General features: G+C 54.3%; 19 protein-coding genes. 7 read left to right on the top strand and 12 right to left on the bottom strand.

Going from position 1 to position 23193, the window contains the following annotated elements:
- Nucleotides 1-324 (bottom strand): protein kinase (locus OSC10802_RS0126005; RefSeq protein WP_026098815.1); only part of this gene is annotated, 324 nt, incomplete at its 3' end.
- 613 nt (nucleotides 325-937) lie between these two features.
- Nucleotides 938-2635 (bottom strand): iron uptake porin, encoded by a 1698-nt coding sequence (locus OSC10802_RS0126010; RefSeq protein ID WP_017719705.1) that lies wholly within the window; start codon nucleotides 2633-2635, stop codon nucleotides 938-940.
- Between the two features lie 239 nt (nucleotides 2636-2874).
- On the opposite strand from OSC10802_RS0126010, the gene OSC10802_RS0126015 reads away from it, so the two are divergent.
- A complete protein-coding gene (locus OSC10802_RS0126015) occupies nucleotides 2875-3057 on the top strand; it encodes a hypothetical protein (protein ID WP_026098816.1) in 183 nt (60 codons plus the stop codon).
- On the opposite strand, the gene OSC10802_RS0126020 is transcribed toward OSC10802_RS0126015, so the two are convergent.
- The 7 genes from OSC10802_RS0126020 to cysH form a co-directional block, all read right to left on the bottom strand.
- Entirely contained in the window at nucleotides 3013-4254 is a 1242-nt protein-coding gene (locus OSC10802_RS0126020) for a S1 family peptidase (protein ID WP_017719706.1), read from the bottom strand. The two genes, OSC10802_RS0126015 and OSC10802_RS0126020, sit on opposite strands and share 45 nt — an antisense overlap.
- A gap of 268 nt (nucleotides 4255-4522) precedes the next feature.
- Complete coding sequence (locus OSC10802_RS0126025; protein WP_017719707.1) at nucleotides 4523-6358, bottom strand: APC family permease; 1836 nt, start codon at nucleotides 6356-6358, stop codon at nucleotides 4523-4525.
- Between the two features lie 268 nt (nucleotides 6359-6626).
- A complete protein-coding gene (locus OSC10802_RS0126035) occupies nucleotides 6627-7448 on the bottom strand; it encodes a DUF4435 domain-containing protein (protein ID WP_232731757.1) in 822 nt (273 codons plus the stop codon).
- A gap of 41 nt (nucleotides 7449-7489) precedes the next feature.
- Nucleotides 7490-8833 (bottom strand): AAA family ATPase, encoded by a 1344-nt coding sequence (locus OSC10802_RS0126040; RefSeq protein WP_017719709.1) that lies wholly within the window; start codon nucleotides 8831-8833, stop codon nucleotides 7490-7492.
- A gap of 133 nt (nucleotides 8834-8966) precedes the next feature.
- Complete coding sequence (sbcD, locus tag OSC10802_RS0126045) at nucleotides 8967-10196, bottom strand: exonuclease subunit SbcD (RefSeq protein WP_026098817.1); 1230 nt, start codon at nucleotides 10194-10196, stop codon at nucleotides 8967-8969.
- 247 nt (nucleotides 10197-10443) lie between these two features.
- Nucleotides 10444-11241 (bottom strand): class II aldolase/adducin family protein, encoded by a 798-nt coding sequence (locus tag OSC10802_RS0126050; protein ID WP_017719711.1) that lies wholly within the window; start codon nucleotides 11239-11241, stop codon nucleotides 10444-10446.
- 249 nt (nucleotides 11242-11490) lie between these two features.
- A complete protein-coding gene (gene cysH, locus OSC10802_RS0126055; protein ID WP_017719712.1) occupies nucleotides 11491-12222 on the bottom strand; it encodes a phosphoadenosine phosphosulfate reductase in 732 nt (243 codons plus the stop codon).
- Nucleotides 12223-12305: 83 nt separating this feature from the next.
- Between cysH and cobA the strand changes: the two genes are divergently transcribed.
- The 5 genes from cobA to coaE all read left to right on the top strand — a co-directional run bounded on the left by cobA (nucleotide 12306) and on the right by coaE (nucleotide 18918).
- Nucleotides 12306-13916 (top strand): uroporphyrinogen-III C-methyltransferase, encoded by a 1611-nt coding sequence (gene cobA / locus OSC10802_RS0126060; RefSeq protein ID WP_017719713.1) that lies wholly within the window; start codon nucleotides 12306-12308, stop codon nucleotides 13914-13916.
- An 883-nt stretch (nucleotides 13917-14799) separates the two neighbouring features.
- Complete coding sequence (locus OSC10802_RS51085; protein ID WP_155968385.1) at nucleotides 14800-15102, top strand: hypothetical protein; 303 nt, start codon at nucleotides 14800-14802, stop codon at nucleotides 15100-15102.
- A gap of 147 nt (nucleotides 15103-15249) precedes the next feature.
- Nucleotides 15250-16422, top strand: a complete 1173-nt coding sequence (locus OSC10802_RS41825) for a tetratricopeptide repeat protein (RefSeq protein WP_017719714.1) — start codon at nucleotides 15250-15252, stop codon at nucleotides 16420-16422.
- Nucleotides 16423-16559: 137 nt separating this feature from the next.
- Nucleotides 16560-17792: a tetratricopeptide repeat protein gene (locus OSC10802_RS41830; RefSeq protein ID WP_017719715.1), complete on the top strand. Its 1233-nt coding sequence runs from the start codon at nucleotides 16560-16562 to the stop codon at nucleotides 17790-17792.
- Nucleotides 17793-18138: 346 nt separating this feature from the next.
- Nucleotides 18139-18918 (top strand): dephospho-CoA kinase, encoded by a 780-nt coding sequence (gene coaE / locus OSC10802_RS41835; protein WP_017719716.1) that lies wholly within the window; start codon nucleotides 18139-18141, stop codon nucleotides 18916-18918.
- A 247-nt stretch (nucleotides 18919-19165) separates the two neighbouring features.
- On the opposite strand, the gene larB is transcribed toward coaE, so the two are convergent.
- Nucleotides 19166-20131 carry a nickel pincer cofactor biosynthesis protein LarB gene (gene larB, locus OSC10802_RS0126080; RefSeq protein WP_017719717.1) on the bottom strand — a complete coding sequence of 322 codons (966 nt, stop codon included), beginning with the start codon at nucleotides 20129-20131 and terminating at the stop codon, nucleotides 19166-19168.
- Nucleotides 20132-20538: 407 nt separating this feature from the next.
- Nucleotides 20539-20739, bottom strand: coding sequence for a hypothetical protein (locus OSC10802_RS51090; protein ID WP_155968387.1), 201 nt, complete (start codon nucleotides 20737-20739; stop codon nucleotides 20539-20541).
- Nucleotides 20740-21057: 318 nt separating this feature from the next.
- Here OSC10802_RS51090 and OSC10802_RS0126090 point away from each other — a divergent pair, with 318 nt between their 5' ends.
- Nucleotides 21058-21237: a hypothetical protein gene (locus tag OSC10802_RS0126090; protein WP_026098819.1), complete on the top strand. Its 180-nt coding sequence runs from the start codon at nucleotides 21058-21060 to the stop codon at nucleotides 21235-21237.
- Nucleotides 21238-21386: 149 nt separating this feature from the next.
- Here OSC10802_RS0126090 and OSC10802_RS0126095 read toward each other — a convergent pair whose 3' ends face one another.
- A complete protein-coding gene (locus OSC10802_RS0126095; RefSeq protein WP_017719720.1) occupies nucleotides 21387-23171 on the bottom strand; it encodes an ABC transporter substrate-binding protein in 1785 nt (594 codons plus the stop codon).
- Between the last annotated feature and the right edge of the window lie 22 nt (nucleotides 23172-23193).

The following is a 23193-nucleotide window of genomic DNA, read 5'->3' on the forward strand; positions in this document are numbered from 1 at the left end:
CCCCGGACAGATTTCTTGGCTCAGATCGTGCCCTTCGACGAATTCTTGAACCAAATAGAATTCCTGATTTTCCTCAAGGTGAGCCAGAAGTCGCGGGATTTGGTCGTGACTTCCCAACTTGTACAGGACTGCCGCTTCCTGATTGAATAACCGGCTCGCGGTTTGCAAAACAAACGGATCGGCAGACTGGGGTTTGAGTTGCTTCACGACGCACAGGGGGCGTGCCGGCATCTGCCGGTCTTCTGCCAGATAGGTCTGGCCAAACCCCCCTCCTCCCAAATGTTTGACAATGTAGTATCGCCCGCCGATAGTTTTTCCCAGCATCTGCTTTCCGCCTCCTACCCTCACTGATATTGATTTTGCCACAGATGAAAGCCTCTGCCTGCCGGCTGCCGGCGGTCGGGGTGCCTAACAGTCTCTTTCCAATCGCCAGGAACTTGGCTCTTCTCTTAGCCCGCGTTGGGCGAAGCCCTTCCCGAAGGGTAGGCGGGCTTCGTCTGTATAGCCGCGATTTCCAAGAGACTGTTGGCGAATTGATGTAGGGTAAGACCCCACCCCCAAGTTTCCTCGTTCCCAGCTCAAGCTTGCAGGAGGAAAAACCGCGCAGATTGTGAGAGTCTCGCTCCACTCTTAGCCCGCGTTGGGCGAAGCCCTTCCCGCAGGGTAGGCGGGCTTCGTCTGTATAGCCGCGATTTCAATCGCCAGGAACCTGGCCAACTAGCCAGAGCCAGTAGTAGGGTGCGTTCCCTCTTAGGGAACGCACCCTACCCCTTGTCCGGCGGCGGGCGAGCCGGTAGGGCTAAAGCCCAACTACAAACCTTTTCAGGTTAGGACGTAGGACAGGCGTCGCGCTGTAGGCGCTTGCGCCGTGCGCTCTTAGCGCATGCGCCGCTCCGCTAACGCCTGTCCCAAAGACCTGAGGTTCTTCCCGGCACTTTTAGAACCGGAAAGTCGTGCGCAGAACTCCGACCAAGATATCATCGTTCCCCGCATCGTGTTCCGGATTGATAATGTAAAAGAAGCCGGGTGTTACTGTTATTCTATCACTCACCCGAAACCGGTAGAACGCCTCCAGGTGCAGTGAGGTGTCACTATCTTCCGTCACCCCATTGCCGGTGCGCAGTTTGGGCGGCTGACCGGCCATAAAGGCGAGCAAGTCCCCTTTGCGCCCAAAGGGATCGGAAAGTTCCAAAGAAAACAGGTACGTCGTGGTGGTTGCGGAAGCGTCTGATGTGGTAGAATCGGTGAAAATTATCCCGCCCCAAGTCCCGAAGGTGAGGTTGCGAGCCGCACGCCACTGGAGGGTGCCGCTGACGGCATTAATCTGCACCGGCTCGCCCATCGCCCCAGACGTGTCCGCATTGAAGCTGCCGGTGAACGTATCCAAGCTGCCATTGCGCGAATAGGCATTAATATAAGCCAAGCCGGTGATAATTTTATCCGCCGGTCGGGTTAAAAGTTGCACGCCCAAAGCGCTGTGGCTAGCTGCAAATACCCCTCGGCGCTCTTGGGAAGCGTCGGGATCGTTGCTGTCTCGCGTGCCATAAGCCACTTGCAAGCGCATGCGGTCAGAAATCAGCCAGTCCAAACCAACACCGGCATCGAGAGCGCCAATTTTGAACAGGGGGCTAGCTTCCGCAAACCGGGAAATCGCACCCCGCCCCGTGTCAAAATAGGGGGAGTTAGCAGTCAGCACGCTGCTCAGGCTGAAGCCAACCGGCCTGACCGTAAACACAACCCGGTCATTAAAGGCAGCAAACCGGTATTCCAGCAAATCCAGTTGGATTTGATTGTTCGTATCCCCCTGATAGGACAGCAGAGTCATATCAGTTCCCAGGGAATTCTGATTGGCGAACCCCCGGTCGGCGACATTCCCCGCGCCCAACTCAATTCGCAGCAAATCTTTGCCAGAAAAAGTGCTGACTGTTTGCAACCGCACCAAATTTGTTAAAATGGTGTTAGTCGCACCGTTCCCGGGCGGGCCACCGCCGGTGGCGTCTGCGAATGCGAATATCACCTCACCGCCCAAAACTGTCGTCGAGGAAGTAATTCGTTGCGACTCCAAAGTGGCGGCGCGGTTTTCCAGGGTGGTGACTCGACCGCGCAAAGCAGCCAGTTCCGTCCCAAATTCTTCCTGCAGCTGGCGGACGGTGGCGAGGTCTTGCTGCGTGATAAAATCCGCAGTTGAGACGGCTTGTGGGATCAGCTGGGTGATGCGCTCCAAACAAGCGTTCAAACCGGCAGCAAACTCGTATCGAGTCATGGCGCGATTCCCCCGGAAAGTCCCGTCTGGGTAGCCGGCAATGCACCCGTAGCGCTCTACCAAGTTTTGCAGCGCCCCAAAAGCCCAGTCTGCCGGCTGCACGTCTGACAGCTGGGACACCGACGTCACTTGAGCCATTGGGTCATCTGGCGCACCGGCTGCATCTGGATCGCCGGCATGAAGCGGTTCAGGGGAAATTTCGCCCACGTCTGGGGGAGCCGAAACCTCACCGGCAGGAATCAGTTCAGCCACCGCTGGAGTTGCAGCAATGGGAGCCGTTTCTGTCAGAGGTGCCGGTGTTTCCGGAGTGGGGAGGTGTGAGAATTCTGCTGACAGCTCTTGCGGGGAGCCAGTTGGGGGGTTTGCCCCCATAAAGTGCCGTTTATCTAACCCATAAAATTTGCGCGGTTTCAGATTTTATTTAACAGCAGTCGGTTCTGCTGGGGTTAGCTGTTCAGGCGAACCCGCCAAGGCTGCCGGTGCGGACACCAGCAATAATAAAAGACCGGACAAACAATGTTTCACACCCATATTTGCTCCTCACACCCATGAACCCAAACACTAGAAGTATAGGGAAGAGTCTCCTTCCTGTAAAGACCCTGCTTGCCAGAATGTTGGTTTTCCCTGACGGTGCCGGCATCAGTAAACTGCCGGCGATCGAGGAACCCCTCCGCGCCGCATACCGCCGCACCGGCATCTTGCCTGGTGGAGAAACCCGGTTTCTTAAAGAAACCGGGTTTCTGGGGTGCCTATTCGCAGCGCTCGTCTATCAAGAGACTGCCCTGACCGCCTGACGGGCACAATCGCAGCTGATTTTTCAACCCAAAAGAAAAGAGCTTATAGATATCATCCACCTCATCCTTTGGGTCTTCAAACCCATCTGATTTGGCATCAAATTCCACCTTGCCACTAGCTTGAGCGATTGCCGGCATCCCCCCAGGGGATTGGCCCTTGCTAATCAACTCGGCAGAAGGGGGATTGAGGTTGAAAGGCAAATTCAGCCCCACCCGTTTGATGAGTTCGAGCGCAAAATTCAGCTGCTGAGAGCTGCTAAACTGTAGATTAAAGCTGCTAAAGTCAAGGGGTTTGGAACCTGATGATGGTCTGTCCGCAGACTCCAACTTCGTTCCCGATTCAATTTGAATATTGCCCCCACAAGCTGGCTTATTTCTGCTCCCAATACCGTGACTGCCAACCACGCGCCCGTTTGTGTCGAATACCGGACCGCCACTCATACCGGGGCGAGTGTTATCCGTATAAAATATGCTGTAGCCCCAATTCTGCTCGGCGTCGGGATTCACCTTTCCCGTCACCGGTCCCCAAGCTAAACGCCTTTGCCGGCGAGACACTTTAGCGTTACCGCATATCGGGGTGCCATCTGGATTTTGCCCGATAGCTTCTTTTTCCGGATCTGGCCAGCCGGAGATATAAACCGTGTCGCCTATATTGACCTCATCCGCATTTCCCAGGGAGGCGACGGCATAGTCTTTATCGCTCTCAAAGCTGACAGCAGCGATATCGATACCTCTGATATCGTTGCCAGGAAGCCGGCAGCCAAATCTTACCAAAGCCGCCGGCACTCCATTCCCGCTGAGCGGGCACCCCCTGCTATCATTAATTTGTTTAACTTGGTGAACTTGCCGGTCCCAAGTGCGAATCCCAAAGGGCGTATTATTACCAACGAATCTTTGGGGAAAGTTATGGGCAACAGTTAAAACGTAGTAGGTTTTTCCCTGTCTGGCGAAAATCACCCCTGAACCGGGATTCCAGACTCCTTCCTTATTTTTTTCGCTCGCCAAAGGGTTGTTGCGATTGTTCTCGATTTCTTGAATTAATTCTGGCGTCAGTCCGGGTGCGATCAGCACCGTAGTTTGCCGCGCTATCGAATTAATCTCCTCTGTGGAAAGACCGGCAAACGCTGGGGTAGCTGCCAGTCCCCCCAGCAGAATTCCTCCCAGACATCTCAGAATCAGCTGTTTTGCAGACAACATATTCACTCCAATTTAGCTTAACTTACCAAATTAAAGAAGTACCTCAAATTATGACACACCCACCGGCACAAAGTCAACCGGCCTTGAGCGAGACTGACTGGCCAGCCGGCCTTGAGCGGCGCAGGAACTTCCCCTCTGAGGATTCTTTAACAGATGTAAAGAATTGTAAAACCGATGGAACGAGTGGGAGAGGGGAAGAATATGCAGGACCTCTGCATCAGATGCGGGAGAGCTGTTCCCTAAGGGAACAGCCCACCGGCACGCGGAATTACAAGTAATACCTAACCGTTGTGACAACGCGACTTTTCTTAGCCACCAAAGCAGCCTTCAAGAACAAAGTGGTTTGGTTGTGCAGCAGCCCCTCCCACCAGTTGCGGGTCACAAAAGCCGGAATAATCACCGTACAAAAAACGCCCGGGTAACGCGCTTCAAACTCTCCGACAAAATTGATGAGAATCGACACCAATGAGCGATAAGGCGAGTCGAGAATTACCAAAGGAATATCTGGCTCCATCTGCTGCCATCGCTGTTGCAGTTTTTCCCGGTCTGTAGAGCCAATATCGACATGAACGGCTACAATTTCATCTGCAATACTGCGGGCGTAGTCGAGAGCTTCTAGTGTGCCCCGGTTCAGTTGCCCCACCACAACTACTGCGGGGTGAGTGACGACATCTGCTTTAGGTCTGGGGATATAACTCCGAGGGGGTACGCCCTGAATGCTGAGGCGTTGCGCCACATATTTATAGTGCCGTCCAATCACTAAAAACAGGCTCACCACCACAGGAATTGCCACCACGACTAACCAAGCTCCCAACCGGAACTTCGTTGTGACAATCACGCCCAGCACGCCCAGCGTAGCAAGAGAACCCAAGGCATTCATAAGGGCGCTAGCACGCCATCCGGATGTCCGCTCTTTGAACCAGTGAACGACCATCCCAGCTTGGGAGAGGGTAAAAGAAGTGAACACGCCTACGGCATAGAGGGGGATAACGGCGTTCACTTGCCCTCGGAAAATAACAATCAGCAAAGCAGCCCAGAGGCTGAGCAAAACAATGCCGTTGGAATAGACGAGGCGCTCGCCCAGCAGCGCTAACTGTCGGGGCAGAAACCCATCGCGAGCGAGGAAATAGCACAGTCTGGGGAAGTCGGCAAAGCTGGTATTGGCTGCTAAGAGCAAGATTAACAGCGTGGCCACTTGGATAAAGTAGTAAAACGGGCTGTTGCCGACAATCTGGCGTCCCAACAGAGAAACGGCGGTTTGTCCCTCTTCTGGAATAATGTGATAAGCGTTAGCCAGGTAACTGATTCCCAAAAACATCGCCCCCAGAATCCCACCCATGTACAGCAGTGTCAGGCGGGCATTTTTCCACTCGGGAGGCTTAAATGCCAAGACCCCATCCGATATGGCTTCCACTCCTGTCATGGCTGTACAGCCGGCAGAAAAGGCTCTCAAAATGAGAAATAAACTCACCGGCTCGACCCCTGTAATTGCGCGAGAGGGCGGCGGAATGTGTCCGGTGGCCTGCTGGTATAGACCCATGCCAATCAGGACAAAAATACTCCCGACAAAGGCATAAGTAGGAATCATAAACAGCTTTCCGGACTCCCGGACGCCCCGCAGATTCGCTACCATCAGTAAGAAAATGAAAATCACGCACAGCTCTACGGTGAACTTTTGCAGTGCGGGAATCGCTGAGGTGAGGGCGGCTGTGCCGGCGGACACACTCACCGTTACTGTCAGGATGTAGTCAATCATCAGCGAAGCCCCTGCGATTAACCCAGGTAACAGACCCAGGTTCTCGCGTGCGACAATGTAAGAGCCGCCGCCTTTGGGATAGGCTCGTATGGTCTGCCGGTAAGAAAGCACGACCACGGAGAGCAGCAGGACAATCGCAAAAGCAATGGGCAAAGACCAACCGAGCGCAGCACTGCCAGCAGCCACCAGAACCAGCAGGATTTCTTCCGTCGCGTAGGCAACGGACGAGAGCGCATCCGAGGACAGGACCGCCAGCGCTGCGGCGTTGGTCAATCGCTCCTCAGTGTGAGCGCTAGTCGGTAGGGATCGGCCCAGTAAAAATCGCTTCAGCCGAGAATATAAGGCCATAGAAACTGCACCTGTGTTCGTTTATCTGTCCACTCAGTCGGGGACAAGGATATTGAAATTTTGGCAGATTCGGTAGCAATTGACCTAACGGGCCAGAACGATTGGTTGGCCCTTCTCAAAGCGAGGGCTGAGTGCCGCGCTATTTTGCCCACCGGCAGCTGGCGCGGCTGATTTGTCCCGTGGTGCCAGTCGCCGCCAGCTCTCACCGGCTAGCTTTTGTCCCAGGCAGCCGGTGAAACTCAATATTTGTATCGATTGCCACAGAATATCAGATCACTGTAGGGAGAACCTTGAACGGTTGATTCGCTCTCTCCCACTCCTGAATTGCTGCGTGAAGTTGTGCCCTCCAGAAGTGCGCTCGCTCATACGCCAGTCGCAAGTCTTTTTCCAGCCTCTCTGGCTTCACGTCACTGGCGTTGTTTGTCCCCAGTAACTTACAAAGCCCTATCGATAGAATTTCAATTAGGTCGTGACCACAACAGACATCCCAAGCGTCATGTGCGTCGCTTTTCAACCCGTCCATCTTGTTTTTAATCTCTCGCTCAACAAGGGCAGGTTTTTGTGACGTGTTTTTCACGGTTTTAATCAAAGCTGACTTATCCACAGCCAAGCTTTTACTGTCCAGGAATTTCGCAAAAGATAGTCCCTCAAATTTCAGAGACAGATTATCTTTCAAGGAAACCCATCGCAAGTAACCAATGGGCGAGCCGGCGTCAATCAGTATAAGGCGGACATCCTTACCGGCACTCCCAGTCACTCTCTTAATTTTCTCTTCAGAACTGTGTTCTGCAAGAACTTTCTCAAGCGCCGGTGATTGAAGGAGCATAGTTTCCAGATCGTGAGTGTCCGTTAAGAGCAAGTTTGGGCTAGATGGTACAGTTCCCTCCAGTCTGGAGAAATCCGCATCTACAATCGCCAGCACGCCGGCGAAATTATCCTGCTCAAGGATGTCTAGCGCTTCAACAGCCATCTCTTTATTATAAGCATTCTCTACCTGACACTTCTCCCTGTCCACCAAGTGATTGAATACTCGCGCATCCGTATCTCCCTCAACAATTAAAAAAGAGCCATCGTGTTGGCTGCGCTGCATACGGATTTTGTTAGCAGTGCGAGCTGCGGTAATATATTCTCTCATTCAGCCGGCCCCTTCAACTCCACTGTCAAATCCCAGCGGTCGTTTATAATATCTGGAGAGTGGGTGGCTATCAGCACATCAAAATTTGCCAGCTGAATGATTGCTTGCAAATCCTTGAGAAACTGCACTTGCCAAGCGACATGCAATGAAAGTTCTGGCTCGTCAATGAGAATCAGCGAATTAGGCTGGACTTTGAAGAGCAACTCGTAAAGCATAACCAGTTCGTGCTGCTCTCCCGAAGATAGGTCTGTGGGCGACAGTAGCTTGCCATCAGCCGTCGTAAAGGTAAACCCTTTTTCTTTACTGACAGCCATCTTTTTATATAGAAAGCGCTCGTTAATGATTCTTTTGAGCAGCTCTATTTTACTAGATAGCTCATTAAAAACGCTCAGCTTTTTTTCTACATCTCCTGCATAAACTGACAAAATGCTTATCGTTCGCTCATCGATTCGGTCATCTACTTGTAAATCAGTGTTTTCGTCTTTCTCTAAGAGTCCAGCCTCTCTTATCCGAGAGCGCTTCTCCTCCAACTCACTTAATTTATTCCGAATTTTTTCCTCCGTTAAATCAGAGGTAGCTTTGTAGTTGACCACTCGGGCCGGAAAAGTCCTGTCCAGTGATTGAGACAGGGCACCATATTCAGCCAGATTTTTTTGAATGTTTTTTGCGAGCTCCTTCGTATAGGTAGACACAGACGGAATCATTGAGTAACTTCTCGCCGGATATATCGCTATCCTGCGAACATCTGCATCTGAAATACTTAACAGACGCTGGGCTTCTACAAACCGAACATTGATGAGGCTTTTCAGTTCTGACAGCCACTTTGGCTCTTTTTTTACTCCTGTTATATTTTCTGGCACCACGTTCCCAAAACGGGATAACACTTCTTCTAAATAAAGCTCTTCATCAGTGGGTAAATATAGCCATTTACTTTGGCCTATCCGCTCCAGTCCCGGAACTCTAGTTTCGATTATTTCTAAATAAAAACCAATTTTTTTGGAATTAGCCAAGGACTCCGGCGAGAAAGTATTGGGTTTTGAACCAGGTCGGTTAAATTCAAACACGGGCTTGCTTATGTTTTCATTTTCACTAGAGCTCACCACAGATTTAGTCACTCTAAGATAGCTCCCTTCATCAAAGGCTATCCTGAACTCCATAAAGGGAATACTGCCAAACTCTGAATAGCGGGAATTGAACAGTCCATTAATCATCCTGAGTAAAGCAGTTTTCCCAAAACCGTTTGGCCCGTGAAGGATAGTTATCCGCTCTTCCATGTTCAGAGGGATGGTGTGGTCAAATGATCCAAACAGCTTGGACACTGAAATTTGTTGGATTCTCATACTGTCTTGCTTGTCAACTTTGTTACAGCTGGCAGAAACTCGGTTTCTTCTATTTTAACAGATTTTGATGCGACTTGTCGGGGGAAGTCACCCACGGAGACTCCCCCTACAAATCTATCATCCCACAAATATGCTACGCCGCCGCCTCACCCTCCAGCAAACTTTGCGCCGCCAAAAGCAAATCCGCCTCAATATCCTTGAGGTCTTCCCGATTGGCCAAATACGCTTTCAGCGCTTCCAGCGGATCGACGCTCGCACCGGCACCCAGTTCCGGCAAGCGAGCTCGCGCTTCCGAACTCACCACTTCCGGCTGAATCGTGTACGTGTGCGCCTCACTCAGCGCCCGGTGCAGCGCCGTACTGTCAATTCCATCCAATTGCTCCTTTCTGATTTTGTAAATCAGCCGCACCACCGCATCCTGAATCTCCCTCTTTGCGATCGCCTTGAGCAGCACCGCCTGCGGGTCCGCCGCCTCCGACAAATTCACCTCAATAGTCCGGAACGCCCGCACCGGCAGAGGGCAGAACTGCCACTCAGCCCTGCCCCGCTCCAGCTCAACCATCACATAGCCCTTATCTTCCTTTTGCTCGCTGAAATCCACCCGCTCAATACTCCCCGGATAAATCACCGGCGGATCGTTAGACGGATTCAAATTCTGGTGCCGGTGGACGTGACCCAGCGCCACATAGTCATAGCAAGGTCTGACCAGCAGATACATCGGAATCGTGAACCCCTTCCCCACCGCCAGAAACCGCTCCGCACCGTACTCCGCCCTATCCGCCATCAAATGCGCCAGCAGGACCGCCGGCACTTCCGGATCTAGCTGGCGGATTTGCCTTTCCAAACCCCCTCTCAAACGCTCAATCAACTCTTGGTTCACATCAGACAGCGACATCCCTTCCGTATCCGATTTTGTCATCAGAGCCGAGCGCGTAATCCAGGGCAGCGTAACCACCTGCACCGGCCCGTTGCGGGTTTCGATGCGGTGAACCTCCAAAGTATCGCCCACAATAAACCCCGGCACCCCCAGCGTCCGGTAAATGCACAGACTCGCCCCCCCCTGCCCTTGTGAATGCTGGTCGTGGTTTCCCACCAGCAGCACCGTAGGAATTTTCGCGTCCGCCAGCCGGCGAAACTGGCCGGCAAACGCTTCCTGCACCACCGGCGGCGGCGTTGCGTCCGGAAAAGCATCCCCGCCAAACAGCACCAAATCGACCGGCTCCTCAATCGCCCTGTCAATACATTTCGACAGGCTGCTGACAAAATCCTCCAGCCGCGTATTCAACCCCGTCACTGGATTAACCCGCCCGTGAGAGAAGCCGCTCCCCATGTGGATATCCGAGAGGTGAAGAATCTTAATCATTTTTTCCTCCGCTGTAGCTCAGGCGGGACGCCTGCCATATTTAGGGGGTCCCGCCACGATCTTAACCTGCTTTCTTCAATTAACAGAACCCACTCTAGCAGTTCTAAATGATTTGTGTTCCCCCTCTCTCTTTTCATTCCTTGGCGTTCTTGGCGTCTTGGCGGTTACTTTTTTAAATTTTTTCACCCCTCAACTCTAACCGCTATATTCCCAACAATGTGGTAAGCATTAATTCGACTCACCGGCCTCAGAAAAAAGGCTGATTTATCCCAAAGCAATCGCAGATTAGCCGCAACTCAAAGTCCGACATTCCCGCAGCCGGCTCCCCCGCCCGCAGATTCAGGTACTCGTAGTGCGCCGCCGTTTCCGCATATTCCACCAAATCCCCCGCCTTGCGAACACCGGCATCCGCGTGGGTGACAATGCCGTGCCGCCGCCAGATTGCGGCGCGATGCGATCGCAGCGGCTCCACCGTAGCTTCCGCCAGATCCTGCGAACCCGGAACCAGAAAAGGCAGCACCCCAATCCCCTCAGGAAACTCCAGAATCGTTTCCGGCTGCCAGCGCAGCAGCCGCCGGTTAAAAGCGAAAGTCTCACTGTAGGCGTCGAGATGGCTGAGGTAAGTCAGGTAAAGCGGCTGGGCGTGGACAACCGCGTGTTCCGACAAAGAGCGCCGAGCCACATGGTCATTGTGAATCGCCAGGTGCGAGTTGAACTCACTCGTGGGGCGCAGATCCGAAGCCGCATAGATTTCCCCGGCCTCGCCCCCCTGTTGAATGTGCAGCAGGCAGAGCGTGGTATCTGGATTGCGGGCCAAATCCCGCAGCCGGCGTCCCGAACCGCTGACGATCAGCCAGCCGCCAGAGAGCGCCGGTACTGTCACCGGCAAGTCGATCGAGCCGCGCGAGCGAAACCGGCTGTCCATCTCTGGCAGGTTGCGCAAAAAGACGGAAATATTGCCGGCAGCGCCCTCCGCCGCATTGATTTGCGCCATGCGCCGGCCCACATCGCCGATTTCCCAGAGAATGTCTTTAAGGCTGTGCATGAGAGAGTATCTCCGTTGTGCAAAGAAGCCCAAATGAATGCGACAATGATGTCAGCAGGGGGTAGGAGGAGAAGATTTTTGGCCAGCGAATCAAAGGAAACGGGATTGAAACGAAACGAGTCCCACATTTGCCCGATGAAGAACCCCACCCCCCAACCCCCTCCCCGCGTTTCGGGGAGGGGGAGTCAGAGGGGTTTTCCATGAGTGGAAAAAGTTTCAATCATCGTGGTGCGACGCCCACCCCACTGTTCAAATGTGGATGCCGCACTCCGTCTTGCCGGTGCCGCGCCAGCGACCGGCTCGCTCGTCTTCGCCCTCGCCTACCGGCGTGGTAATCGGCTCATCCCCAATGCTGGCATAGCCCTGGTCGTGCAGAGGATTGTAAATCATCTTGTACTCAGCCACATACGCCCAACTTTGCTTCCGCGTCCAGAACGCCAGGGGGTTGACTTTCAGGCGATTTTGTGCGTCTAGCTCAAACACCGGCATGTCGGCGCGAGTCACCGCTTGGTCGCGGCGGCGACCGGTGATCCAAGCCACCGCCTTCAGTTCCGCCAAACCCCGCTGCAGGGGCTCAATTTTGGTGACGTGGTGGAACTGGGCGATATCTGTGTCCCACAGCGCCTCCCCGTAGCGGGCGGCAAACTCTTCCCGGGTGGTGGCTTCCAGAGTCTTGTACGTCCGCAGATCCAGATTGTAGATATCCTTGGCCTTTGCTACGAGTTCCAGGGTTTGAGGGAAGTGGTACAGCGTGTCGAGGAAGACCACCGGCACCGGCACCGCCGGCTTGAGGTCGCGGTAGAGAAGATCCGTAATCAGGATGTCATCCACATTAAAGGCGCTGGTCTGCACCAGGCCGGTGGGGATATTCTCAAGACACCACGCCAGAATTTCTCTAGGATGGGCTGAGGCGTATTTCTGGTTGAGCTCATCGGGGTTAAACTGGGAAGCTGCAACAGCAACTGCTGCGGAATCGGTCATGGTAGCTTTATTCTGTATCCTGCATTTCTACAATATCAAACTGGGGTATCTGTAAAATCAAAAATCTTATTAAGGCAGCGCGTATGACTGGGGCGAGGGGCAAAGTGTATCTGGTGGGTGCTGGGCCAGGAGATGTGGCCTACCTCACCGTGCGGGCGCAACAGCTGCTGGCGCAAGCCGAGGTGCTAGTCCACGACGCCCTCACCGATGTGGGGGCGCTTCCGGAATCGCCCCTGCTGCAGCTGGTGCCGGCATCTGCAGAGGTCCTCGATGTGGGCAAGCGGGGAGGACAGCCGAGCACCCCCCAATCGGAAATTAACCGGCTGCTGGTGGGGCTGTGCAAAGCAGGCTTGCAAGTCGTGCGCCTCAAAAGCGGCGATCCCTTTATTTTTGGCCGCAGCGCCTCGGAAATCGGGGCGCTGATAGAAGCCAACTGCGATTTTGAGGTGGTTCCGGGGATCTCCTCAGCCCTCGCCGCACCTTTGCTTGCCGGCATTCCCTTAACCGATCCCGCAATCAGCCGGTGCTTTGCCGTCGCCAGCGCTCACGACTTGGATGCCCTGGACTGGGAAACTCTAGTGCTAGTCGAGACTCTGGTATTTTTGATGGGGGGGCGCTGCCTGAGTGAAATTGTCCGCATGCTGCACCGGCATGGGCTTCCCCCCGAGACGAAAGTGGCAGTGATTCGCTCTTGCAGCCACCCCGAGCAGCAAATCTGGACCGGCACTCTCGCCGATATTGTCCAGAAAACTGCCGGTCAGTCTCTCTCACCGGCAGTGATTGTCATTGGGCAAGTTGTCGGACTCCGCGACTTTTTGATACAGGACACGCAGCCTGAATATAAAATCGAAAATCCACCATCCAAAATGCCAAATCCCCAACTCCCTTTAGCCGGCAAAACTGTCTTAGTCACCCGCTCCGCCGGCCAGTCAGGGGAATTCAGCCAGCGGTTGCAGACTGCCGGCGCTACAGTTATCGAGATGCCGGCTCTAGAAATTGGCCCGCCTTCCAGTTGGGAGCCGCTCGACGGCGCGATCGCCCGCTTGCAGGAGTTCGACTGGCTGATTCTCACTTCCACCAACGGTGCCGACTGCTTTTTCGAGCGGCTGGCTGCCGGTGGGAGAGACACCCGCGCTCTTGCCGGTGTTAAAATTGCCGTCGTGGGAGAAAAAACCGCTGCTAGCCTCCAGCAGCGCTGTTTGCAGCCGGATTTTATCCCGCCCAATTTTGTCGCCGATGCCCTAGTGGCTAATTTCCCTGAAAGTGTGGCCGGAAAGAAGATTCTCTTCCCTCGGGTGGAAACCGGCGGGCGGGAAGTTTTGGTAAAGGAATTAACCGGACAGGGGGCGGAAGTCGTGGAGGTGCCGGCATACGAGTCGCGGTGCCCCGAGGCGATTTCCCCGGCAGCCTGGGAAGCCCTGCAGCTGGGAAAGGTGGATGCGATCGCCTTTGCCAGTTCCAAGACGGTGAAAAACTTTTGCCTCCTGGTCGGGGGTGCCGGTGCTGGGACGGACGGTGTTGCGCCACTGCTAGAAGGCGTCTGTCTGGCTTCGATTGGCCCGCAAACCTCTAAAACCTGCAGGGAACTGCTGGGTCGGGTGGATGTGGAAGCGAGGGAATATACGCTGGAAGGGTTATTGCAATCCCTGATTTCATTTTCGGTTGAGGGACTGCAATCAGGAGCCGGTGGTTAGGGGTTAGGGGTTGGGGGTTGGGTTTCATCGATTATCCCACGCCCAATGCGGGCCCGCCCCATGCGATCGTGCCCGTCACTTTTTCCCCTCACACACTTGTGTGAGAGCGGCGGCATCTCACTCAACATACTGGCGGGAGAAGGGGAGAAAATTGCGATTAATCTTAGCTCTCAGACCAGATTCTCGCGTTCCCAGACAGAGCCTGGGAACGCAATCTGGAGGCAGAGCCTCCTTTTATAGCAGCAGTCATATTGGTTAGGACAATCGGAGCTTCGGGAGCTGGGGAGTTCGGGAGCGAGGGAGGCCGGAATGTACGTTCCCTAAAAGCCTACTGCTATATAGACGTAGGGGGGGCGTCCCGCCTGCCCTGAAGGTCTAATGTCCTAATCTAAGTGGCTACTGCTAGAACAGAAAAGCAGGTTAAAAGCCTATAGCAGCAGTCATATTGGTTAAGACATTAATGACATAGCTTATGGGGCTCATGGGCATCGGGCTCATGCGCATGGGGTAAGTAGGGGCGGGTTCACCCAAGATCTCTCTGGGTTTTACCAGATGTTAGTAAACCCGCCCCTACCAGCTTTTGCGTGATGCGATGATGCGATGATGCGATGATGCGATGATGCCCATGTACTAACCTAAGTGCATACTGCTAGAACAGCTAAGCTCTCAGACTAGATGTATAGCAGTAGGCAGTTAGGTTAGGACGTAGGACAGGCGTTCCCTCCGCTCCCTATGACTACAGAAAGTGAGATGCCCTGTCTTTAACTGACTGTCCATTACTATACAAATTAATTGTTAAGGCGGGAAAGAGCCAGAAACCAGGTTTCTTGCTGTAGGAGGGCTCAGTTTTGTGGCTCCCCCAGTAGAACAAACTGGGTTTCTTGTGGCTTCACTTTTTATACAAAAAAGCCGATTTGTTTGGCACCGGCACTTCCAGGTGCCGGTAGGGCGCTGCAGCCACTCAACCCCAACGCTGGTGACGCCGGGGGGAGAGCCGGTGGAGGGAGCGTCCCACCTTTGTGGGGTGAGACCGGCACCCCACCCCCCCCACGCGGTACGGGGGAGGGGGAGTAAAGGGGGGGGTTTCGCACAGTGGAAAAAGTTTGCGCTCGCCGTTCTACTGTGCAGCGCCGTGGCGAGAGCGCCGCCTGTCCAACCGGCATCGGGGCGGCTGGAGAAACGGTAAAATGGGAAAAATCAGGGAGCGTCTGAAAGCGGAAATATCCACAGAGCCTGCGAATCTCTTTTTTTAGGAAAAATCCACAGAACAAGGATTTAGAGCCTTTTTCGTCTGGGAACGACAGGCACTACTTAGATGTGAGAGGAAAAAGTGATGAGTCGGAATTTTTTGCTCTACGGTGCGCTAAAGCGTGGCGCTGCGGGGCTGGGTTCAGTGCTGGGATTGAGTTTCTCGGCGGCTGGGATAGCTCAGCCGGCTGCTGGTGCGGGGGAGCCGGTTGCAGCGCCGGCAATTCAGGCGGTTCGGGTGAGAGAGCCAGCACTCAGCAAAAATGACTATGAGCGGGGTTTGGAGCTGCTGAAGCGGGGAGATTTTCAGGGAGCGCGGGAGGCGTTCAGCCAAGTCATAAAGAAAAATCCCAGCGACGCAGCGGCTTATTTTCAGCGGGGGAATAGCAACTACGCCCTGCGCGAATATGAAGCCGCCCTCAAAGATTACAGTTCGGCAATCGAGCGCAATCCTAACAGTGCCGACGCCTACTACCGGCGGGGAAATGCCTACTACGCCTCGGGCAAATATGCCGAAGCGGTGGCAGATTTCACGCAGTCGGTGCGGCGCAATCCCGAGGGAGCAGACACTTACTACCGGCGGGGAAACGCTCACTACGCGCTCAGAGACTACTCTGCGGCGCTGGCGGATTACACCGAGGCGGTGCGGCGCAATCCCGAGGGAGCAGACATCTATTACCGGCGGGGAAACGCTCACTACGCCCTCGGAGACTACTCTGCGGCGCTTGAGGATTACAGCCAGGTGCTTTTGCGCAATCCCAAGGACTCGCTGGCATACAGGCAGCGGGGAGCCGCTCGCTACGCCCTGAGAGACTACACCGCCGCCGCTGACGATTGCACCCGGGCGCTTTTGGGAAATCCCAGCGACGCGGAAGCCTACCGCCTGCGGGGGAATTCCCGCTACGCTATAAAGGATTATCAGGGCGCGATTGAGGATTTTAGCAAGGCTCTGGAGAGCAATCCCCGGGATGCGGAGGCTTATACGAGCCGCAGTCTCGTCCGCTATGCCGTGTCAGATTATCAAGGATCGCTCGCAGACAGCAGCAAAGCGATCGAACTCGACCCACAAAATGCCGCTGCCTACTACCGGCGGGGGAACGCTCACAGTAAACTGGGAAAGTTGAAAGAAGCGCTTGAGGATTTGCAAAAAGCGGCTTCTATCTACAAGGAACAGGGCAAGATCGCTGATTACCAGCGGGTGCAGTCGCAAATCGACGATTTGCAAAAGCAGACGAACCGGCTATATGGCGTTTCTTGATTCGATCTGGGCATTAGGGGTGGGGGGTGGGGGTTGCCCACATTTATTTCCGAACCGGCTATAAATAAAAAAGTGCAGCGCAGCCCACCGGCAAGAATCTCGGGTGAGCCCGCCCCCGAGATCGATCAGTCTACTAAATGGATGCTACCGGAGATGATATGAGGAGTAACAGTCAAAAGTCAGCCGTTAAAAACCTAAAGGGAAACACTTCTCATCCTCTATTTTTTTGGCAGGCGCTCCCTGACTCTGCTCACAGCCGCCTGGGGGGCGTCCTTTTGGCGGGGATGGCGGCGGTTTGCGGCGCGGCGCTGTGCGCACCGGCACCCGCCGCCGCCAGCGACGCTAGCTATTGGCTGGCGCAGCGTGGCGGTGCTCCCGACGCCACAACTTTCAACATGCGGGGGATTTCTAGCTACAAGCAGGGAGATTTTCCGGCAGCGATTGAGAACTTTACTCGGGCGCTGGAACTGAATCCCAATCAAGCTGAGGTTTATGTCAACCGGGGGGTGGCTCGCCGCCAAGCGGGTGACTTGGCAGGTGCGATCGCGGATTACACGAAAGCAATTCAGATTCAGCCGGAGAATGCCGGTGCTCACTACAGTCGGGGGAATGTCCGCGCTGTTCAGGGAGACTATCAGGAGGCGATCGCAGATTTCACGCGGGCGCTGGAGCTCAATCCCGAACTGGGGGAGGCTTATTACGGTCGCGGGGTGTGCCGGCGCAAACTGGGAGACAATCCGGGAGCTTTCGCAGATTACACGCAAGCGATCGCGATCATGCCCAATAACGCCCTCGCCTACCACAACCGGGGTGTTGTTCGGGCTGTGCAAGGCGATCACAAGGGCGCGCTGACGGATTACACTCAGGCGATTCAGATCGATCCCAAGGATGCCGGCGCTTACCTCAACCGGGGGCGATCGCGCTTCGCTTTGGGAGACAAGCGGGGCGCGATAGAAGATTACGAGGCAGCGCTGCAGAAAAATGGCAACAGCTCTCAGGCTTGGTTTTTCCGGGGGAGTGCGCTCGTGGATTTGAGAAAGTACCCAGAGGCGATCGCTTCTTATGACCGCGCCCTTCAAGTGAATGCGGACTGGGGGAATGTCAGTCCTGCTGACGCCCGCACAAACCGGGCTCTGGCTCGGCTTAAACAGGGCGACAATCAGGGCGCGATTCAGGATTACAGTCAAGCGCTACAGCTGAATCCAGGTGATGCCGGTGCGTATTACTATCGGGGTGTGGCTCGCGCTTCTCTGGGAGATAAGAAAGCGGCGCTGGAGGATTTAAGACAAGCCGGTGAGCTTTACCAGAAGCAGGGCAATGCCGGTGAGTACCAGAAGGTCATGCAGGCAATTAAAACTCTTCAGGAGTAGATTGGGCTGCCGGTTTTATAAGCCGGCATGCCGGAAAAATAAATTTCTAAATTGCTATAAAATTGCTTAAAATAATTGGCAATTCACTCTCTCTTTACTTTCCTTAGCGCTCTTGGCGTCTACCCTTCGGGAAGCCGCTGGCACCTCTATGGCGGTTTATTAAAAAAAATCACAAATCAATTAAAACCGCTAGAATCCTATAGCAGTATGCACTTAGGTTAGAAGATTAGACCTTCAGGCTCGGCGGACGCCGTACCTACGTCTACATAGCAGTAAACATTTAGGAAACCTACATTCCTGCCTCCCTTGCTCCAGAGCTCCCGAAGCTTCTATTGTTCTAACCAATATGACTGCTGCTATATCTTGGGAAAGTCGGTATAATAATGATACACCGGCACGGCTGCTTTTTAGCTCCAGCGTCATGGAGCCCACCGGCAATCTCAGAACCCCCAGCGATCCGCCCCTGGGAATTTCGGGGAGTTGCCTCTCGCGGTGCGGTAAACTAAACAGCATGACCAATCCCACTCAGCGCATTATTGGCCTCACCGGCGGTATCGCCACCGGCAAAACCACTGTCTCTAACTACCTCGCCAGCACCTATCACCTGCCGGTGCTGGATGCGGATCTCTACGCCCGCGAAGCCGTCGCACCCGGTTCTCCAATTCTCGACAAACTTGCGCAGCGCTACGGTTCAGATATCCTCCTCCCGGACCGCACCCTCAACCGGCAGCAGTTGGGGAATATTATTTTTAACAGTCGGGATGAGCGCCGGTGGGTTGAGCAGCAGATTCACCCTTATGTCCGCGAGCGCTTTGTCAGAGCAATGGGTGAGTTGCAATCCCATCCAGCCATTGTGTTAGTCGTTCCGCTGCTGTTTGAAGCGAATATGACGGATTTAGTCACGGAAATTTGGGTCGTGTGCTGTCCGCCGGCACAGCAGCTGGAGCGTCTCACTCGGCGCGATCTCCTCACTCCCGAACAAGCTCGTTCCAGAATTAGCAGCCAGATGCCGGTGGCGGAAAAGTGCGCTCGCGCCGGTGTGGTTCTGGATAATTCTTCGGGAGTGGAAAATCTGCTGGAACAGGTTCATTTGGCAGTGCGCCGGTGTGAGAGGGAGGAAGTTTGAACCGCCATATAGCAGTAGCCACTTAGATTAGAACATTAGACCTTCAGGCTCGGCGGACGCCGTACCTACGTCTATAGAGCAGTAAGCATTTAGGAAACCTACATTCCGGCCTCCCTTGCTCCAGAGCTCCCGAAGCTTCTATTGTTCTAACCAATATGACTGCTGCTATATCAGGCACCCTACAAATACTTCCCCCCCCTTTTATAGGGGCGGTGCCATCCACGGAAACCGCCCCGGCAGGGGGGATCTACTTTTGCAATTTCTGAGCGGTTCTCAGAATCTGGCCAGCTAAAATAGCTGCGCCAAAGCCGTTGTCGATATTCACTACACCGACACCGGCTGCACAAGAATTGAGCATTGTCAACAGGGGGGCCAGCCCGCCGAAACTCGCGCCATAGCCGACACTGGTGGGCACAGCAATCACGGGACAGTCTGCCATACCGGCAACGACGCTCGGCAGCGCGCCTTCCATGCCGGCAACTACGACTAGCACCTCCGCCGCAGCCAGGACATGGCGGTTGCTCAGCAGCCGGTGAATGCCGGCAACCCCGACATCCCAGAGGCGGTTGACTTGGAAGCCGCACAGCTCTGCTGTGACAGCTGCTTCCTCCGCCACCGGCAGGTCGGCTGTGCCGGCACAGAGGACCGCAATGGTGCCGGCATACCGGGGCTCGAGGGGCGCAGGGACGGTGGCGCAAATGCGAGCCTCCCGGTAGTAGTACAGGCCGGCAATTTGTTCCTGCAGCGTTGCGTAAACTGCCGGCTCGATGCGAGTGGCCATCACCACAGGGTTGCGGTGGCGCATGGCTTCTATAATCTCAGCGATTTGGTCAGGGGTTTTGCCCGGACCCCAGATCACTTCTGGAAAGCCGGTGCGCAGCGTGCGGTGGTGGTCAATTCGGGCAAACTCGCCCACCGGCTCAAAGTCAAAGTGCTTCAGTTTTTCCAGGGCGGCGTCTGGACTGACGCTGCCACTGGCAACGGCTTGGAGCAAGGATTGCAGGGCTTCAGGTTCAGTCACGGTATCAGGGAGAGAGGGTAGTGGGAATGGGGCGCTGGGTTTTTGATTGGGGAGCATCCCCGTTGTGCAAATCTGCCCAAATGAATGCGACAATGATTTCAGCAGGGGGTAGGAGCGGATGATTTTTGGCCAGCTGAATCCCGGAAACGGGATTGAAACTTTGATTGTAGCGAAATCCCCAACTCCCCGCATTTAATATCCTATTCCTCTGCGGCTTCAATTTTGTCCGCGTTCCAGTCTGCGGACCGGGCAGTGCTGTCCCGGCTGATTGTTTATGTCCCGCACAGCCTCCCACTCGGACAGGGTTTGTAAAATATTTTTACAAAAAGAATCTCAGAGCTTAGCCCGCTTAAGCGCCCCGGCTCACCCCTGCCGCAAAAATTCGCCAAAATGGCATCAGCTCGCTTATTTTATGATTTAAATTATTAATAGCCAGCAGCCAGGTAGACTTTTGCTGGCGGGGGCATCTATTCTGACGCGCGCATCCGCAGGCGCATCTGCCGGGGGGCGGCAAACCGCCACAACTCCGACTGCTTGCGCTGGCAGCGAGACAGGAAACCTTCAAAGCAATCTTCAGGGCGCACTTTACAAACACCCGCTCAAGTGCGAGGATACAATATCTCAGTACCTCGGCGAAACTGGTTTTCGCTCAAAAATGTTTCATCGCGGCTCCTATTGCGGAGTTTTTCATGGGAATCGCACTTGTGAACTTCCAGCTTCGCACTGAGAGGTTGGCAAAGATTGGTAGCGCCCTGGACTGAAATCAATCCCACCCGAAAAGGAAGTATAGCAGTAGCCACTTAGGTTCGTACATTTCGGCCTCTTTTGCACCCCCGCACTCCGGCTCCTATTGTCCTAACCCACATTACTACTGGGATATAGACGTAGGCCAGCGTCTGGCTGCCCTGAAGGTCTAATGTTTTAACCTAAGTGCATACTGCTATATAACCAGTAAACCTTGATTGCAGGTCAACTCTTAAAAATCCGGGATGAGAAAGGGAGTTTGAAGTGTCTGGCTAAACCGAAATTTTATCGCCCCTATTCTCACCCCCGGTTTTTGGAATCAGTTGACGGACTCTCTAGGCAACGTCTTGACAATGCAGTGGAGGATTAGATCCGTGAAAACAAGCTTCTTAGAAATCGCCATCACCGCAGTCTTGTGGGTTTTGGCTTTGGTTATCACCGCCAACCAGAAAATTAATTCCAGAAGTGCCGGTGCAATCAGCTTGAACCTGCAAGCCCCCCAGCTGCAGAGCGTCAAACCGCTACCTGTATATTGGCCGGCCCCCTTTATGTGATAAGCTGTTAGGCTTATAATCCTGCCTGTCTGCCCACAGGAGGCAGAGCCTCCAGGACGTCGTTCCCAGCCTGAGGCTGGGAACGAGGGATAATCTGGTTTCTTGATGTTTGGTTTAGTTGTGCCCACCTCCTTAAGGAGGCTGCCGGTTTATTTCTCGGTGAGTTTCAGTTCGTGAATGTTCCAGAGCGCTCCTCCCAAGGCGGAGAATTTCACGCCTTTAATGCGGTTGCGGATAGCGCTCAGCGACAGCGGGTTGACCAAGTGAATCACCGGCAAATACTCTTGGGTGATGCGCTGGGTTTCGGCATAAATCGCTTTGCGCTTTGTTTCATCCAACTCCTGGGCTCCTTTGATGTAGAGATCGCCAATTTCTCGCTCCCACGGAGCCACCTCCCAGCCAATCAGCTGCGGCTGTCCCGGCTGCAGGTTCTGATTGAAAAGGTGCAATCTGCCTTCCGGAGCCCAGACATTGGCCCCATCATTCGGCTCCACCCCGCCCGTGAAGCCAATCAGATGGCACTCCCAGTCCAGGGTGTTGCTCAGCTTGTCAACCAGCGTACTGAAGGCAATGGCATTAAAATCGACTTGAATGCCTATTTTGGTGAGGTCCTGTTTGATTTGCGCTCCCATCGCTTCCCGGATTTTATTGCCGCCATTAGTGATCAGCGTGAAGCGGACTCGGTTGCCTTCGGCATCTAAAAGTTCTCCATCCGTATTATACTTGAATCCCGCCCCCAAGAGCAATTCCTTCGCCTTTTCGGGATTGTAGTCATAGGCTTTCAACCCCTGTTCAGGTGACAGGTAGTACGGGCTTTGCACGGAAATCGGTGAATTTTGCGGCTCGCCGAGCCCCCGGTAGATGTTATTGCTCATCGTGCGCCGGTCGATGGCGTAGGCGACCGCCTGTCTGAACGCCAGGCTCTGGAACCAGCGAGATTTCACGGGATCTATCAGCGGTTTTCCATTGGCATTGCGGGCTTTATTGAGATTGAAGGCAATAAAGGTCGTCCCGGGAGCCGGACCGCCGTTGTAGATGGTAAAATTATTCCGCTTCTCTTCCCGCTTCAGCAGAGAAAAATTTTCCGGTGAAACGCCCAGAGTGTCCACACTGTCAGAGCGAAACTGCAGTAAAGACGTGTCCGTCGATTCCACAATTTGCCAGATGATGCGCTCAATATAAGGCTGGGGGTTGCCCTCCTTATCCTTGCGCCAGTAGTGGGGGTTGCGCCGGAACGTGACCCGCTGGCTGGTGGCGTAGCTTTCTAGCTGGTAAGGACCGTTGACGATAATCTCCTCGGGTTTGGTGTCGATCCCCCAGATCGATAAAAAGCGAGGATTTCCCTTTTCGTCTTTTGTGGTGACCGATTCCCGCAGCGCGTGCGCCGGCAAAATTGACAGTCCTGTGGTTCGCAGGAACGGGGCAAAGGGTTCGGGAACGCTGAACTCTACCCGCCGGTCGTCCAGTTTTCTCACTTTCGGCAAGGCTCGACTCTTGCCAATCCTCAGCACGTCTCGGGCGCTGGTGGGAATGCTTTCGTTAAAGTAGAGGTCGTTGTAGGTAAACACCACATCATCCGCTGTCAGTGGCTGTCCGTCTGACCACTTCAGCCCCGGGCGCAGGGTAAACACTATGCGCTTTTTGTCCGGGGAAATTGCCCAGGATTCCGCTAGCGCCGGCTCCACCTCGCCGGTGAGTCCGTTTTCTGTAATCAGCCCCTCGTAGGTGAAACCAAAAATGTTCGGCGACTCTTCGCTGAGGACAGCGTTGAAGGTTTTTGGATCGCTAAGCACGCTGGAAATCAGCTGCGGCACTTGCGCGGCTTCGGTTTTCAGCTTCCAGTTACATCCGGTGAGGGAGATCGCCATCACCAGGGTTAGTAAAATAGCCAGCCACCGACGCCCAAAAGTTGGTAGAATAGGGAGAACTCTCATTATTATTTTCTCTAGGAACTGC

Origin of the sequence: Kamptonema formosum PCC 10802 (assembly GCF_000332335.1) — a bacterium.
GTDB lineage: Bacteria > Cyanobacteriota > Cyanobacteriia > Cyanobacteriales > Oscillatoriaceae > Oscillatoria.